This window comes from Aneurinibacillus sp. UBA3580, assembly GCF_002375825.1.
Lineage (GTDB): Bacteria > Bacillota > Bacilli > Aneurinibacillales > Aneurinibacillaceae > Aneurinibacillus > Aneurinibacillus danicus.
Map to the genome: position 1 here is coordinate 41,419 of NZ_DFMZ01000137.1, position 2,652 is coordinate 44,070.

General features: G+C 50.3%; 3 protein-coding genes and 1 pseudogene. 2 read left to right on the top strand and 2 right to left on the bottom strand.

What is annotated here, in order from left to right; translation table 11 throughout:
• Both B2899_RS18265 and B2899_RS18270 read left to right on the top strand, forming a co-directional pair.
• A pseudogene (locus tag B2899_RS18265) lies at positions 1 to 407 on the top strand (hypothetical protein); the annotation flags it as partial.
• Positions 408 to 432: 25 nt separating this feature from the next.
• The gene (locus B2899_RS18270) at positions 433 to 903 is read left to right on the top strand and encodes an OsmC family protein (protein ID WP_286887624.1); all 471 of its coding nucleotides are present in this window, start codon (positions 433 to 435) and stop codon (positions 901 to 903) included.
• A gap of 66 nt (positions 904 to 969) precedes the next feature.
• On the opposite strand, the gene B2899_RS18275 is transcribed toward B2899_RS18270, so the two are convergent.
• Both B2899_RS18275 and B2899_RS18280 read right to left on the bottom strand, forming a co-directional pair.
• On the bottom strand, positions 970 to 2,427 hold the full coding sequence (locus B2899_RS18275; protein WP_286887626.1) for a sodium:solute symporter: 1,458 nt from the start codon (positions 2,425 to 2,427) through the stop codon (positions 970 to 972).
• A gap of 31 nt (positions 2,428 to 2,458) precedes the next feature.
• The coding region (locus tag B2899_RS18280) for an aminotransferase class III-fold pyridoxal phosphate-dependent enzyme (RefSeq protein ID WP_286887628.1) at positions 2,459 to 2,652 on the bottom strand (194 nt) is incomplete at its 5' end.

The following is a 2,652-nucleotide window of genomic DNA, read 5'->3' on the forward strand; positions in this document are numbered from 1 at the left end:
CGGTATTCGCCGCAATGGCGATCGGCTCGTTTACCGGTCTGTTCTGGTACCATCTGAGCGACTGGAAAATCAATGACTTCTTCCTGAACACCCATCCGGTATGGCCGGGCATGATCGCCAACATTCTGACGCTCGTGGCGGTAACGCTTGTAGAGAACGCCGGGCGCATTGCCTGGAATCCAGATGCGGGACGTGCGACTCTGGGACAAAGCTGTCTTGCGATTGGCGTGGTTGCCGCCGCGCTTACCGCACTCAATTTCTCCTGGCTCTATGAAAAGGGATTGCTGGGGCTTGGCCTGTTCATCGTTTGCATCAGCGCGTTTTTCGCGCTTATGACATTCACGGCGTCCAGAGATCAAAAAGAAGCGTATAACATACCGGAGAAAAAGACAGCATCCGCACGCTAAGAAAAGAGAAGGAGAAGATACATCCATGACACAAATAATAGAGAACGAAGCGACGAAAGAGATTCGGAAAGTCCGCGCCAGAACGGAGTGGAAAGGCAATATGGAGACGGTGCACCACGTGCGCGATTTCTCGTTCACGATTGATGAACCGGAGAAAATCGGCGGCACAAACAAAGGTCCGACACCGCTGGAATATGTGCTGGGCTCCTATAACGGCTGTCTTCAGGTCGTCATCGAGACAATTGCCCGCGAGCTGGGCATACGGATTACGAACATCTCTCTCGAAAGCACAGGAAACGTGGATCGGCGCGGCATGTTTGGCACGGCCGACGTGTCACCCCACTTCCAGCAAATTATCACAACCATCGATATAGCAATTGCTGAGGGGAAAGAGAAGCTAGATGAACTAAAAGAAAAACTATATCAGCGCTGCCCGATGTACAATCTGATTAAAGATGCGCAAATTAAACAAGAAATTATATGGAACGTAAAATAAACACACAAAGCGGAGTACAGCCTCTTCTGGCTGACTCCGCTTTTTCTTTCTACCGTTCGTTATTTATTAAAGCATGCTGCTAACTTTGCCCGACTCTTCGCTTCCCGCTTCTTCCTCTTCTGCCCTTTCTTTAAACGCTTCGAGCACAGAAGTCGAATCGGCAGGCGTTACATACGATACGACAATCATTGTCAGCAGGCTGGCCGCCATGCCGTACATAATCGGATTCGTAGATGTGATCCCTTCAATGGCCAGCCCGGCCAATACTACGATCGTACCGACAACAATGGAATAGAAGCCCGCTTTCTGCGTTGCCCTTTTCCAGAAGAAACCCATCACCACCGGAATAAAGATGGCACCTGACAGAATGGCGTACGCTACGTCCAGCGCCACCAGTACGTCTTGAATCCAGATAGCGAACGTAATGGCCAGAGCACCAATGAGCAGCGTGATGATACGTGACATTAATACAAATTTCTCGTCACTGATATCCTTGAACCAATACTGCTTCAGAATGTCGTGTGTCACCAGCGTAGACGACGCCAGCAGTGTACCGGAAGCCGTAGACATCAGCGCAGAGCATACACTGGCCAGAATCAACCCCAGAAGTCCGGACGGAAGAACTTCCAGCGCCATGGAAGCAAATACATTTTGTGTGTCCTTTATCCCGGGCAGCACGGCCAGCGCGCACATACCGATAACACTTAAAGCAAGCGCATAGGCCACGCTGTAGATTCCCGCATAGATGGCACCGTTTCGGGAAATCTTCATTGTTTTCGCCGTGAAAATACGCTGCCAGATATCCTGTGAGACAACCATGCCCAGCACATAAAGCAAGAAATACTGGAAGATTTTATCTGCACCCATAGACGAGAGATCAAAATGCGCCGCAGGCAGCTTGGCCGTCAGTCCTTCCCATCCACCGGCGGAAGATACACTAATCGGAAGCATAAAAACGAAGATTCCGACTGTCATGACAATAAATTGGATAATATCGGTCATCGTTACGCTCCACATCCCGCCGAGGATGGTATAAAACAGAACAATACCTCCGCCCACCAGCATCGACGTTGTTAAATTCCAACCGAGTACCACGTTGATAATCGTTCCCATGCCGATGACCTGCGTAACGGATACCATAAGCGTATAGACGGCAGCCACCAGCGCACTGAGCAACCGGGTCTGCTTGCCGTAACGACGTCCCAGCAGTTCACTGATTGTCGTTACATTTGCACCATAAATCCGGCGGGCGAAGAATACGCCAAGTATCGTAATCCCTAACCCCATCATTGCTACGAACCAGACGCCGGAAATTCCGAACTCATACCCCAGCCTGGCCGTACCAATGGTAGATGCCCCGCCAAGAATAACAGCAGCAAGACATCCCAGATAGATAAACAGTCCCAGGTTCCGGCCCGCCAGCGCGAAATCTTCCGATGTCCTCGCTTTTCTGACCCCGGCTACCCCTACAGAGATTAAGATAAAAAAGTATAGAAGAATGACAAGTGTATCAAGTATGCTCATAAGCTAGCCGCCCCCATTTTTTATTTGTTGTTTACTTGCTTACAACGGTCGATGCGGTATGCAGGCCGATTTCATTCTCATATTCCGTAAGCGCCTCATCCAGCATCTGCAGGCCATCATCGATTTGCTCCTTGGTCACGGTGAGCGGCGGAATCATGCGGATGACTTCTCCGCTGTTGCCACACAGGTAGAACAGCACGCCTTTTTCCAGACAGCGGTTCAGAA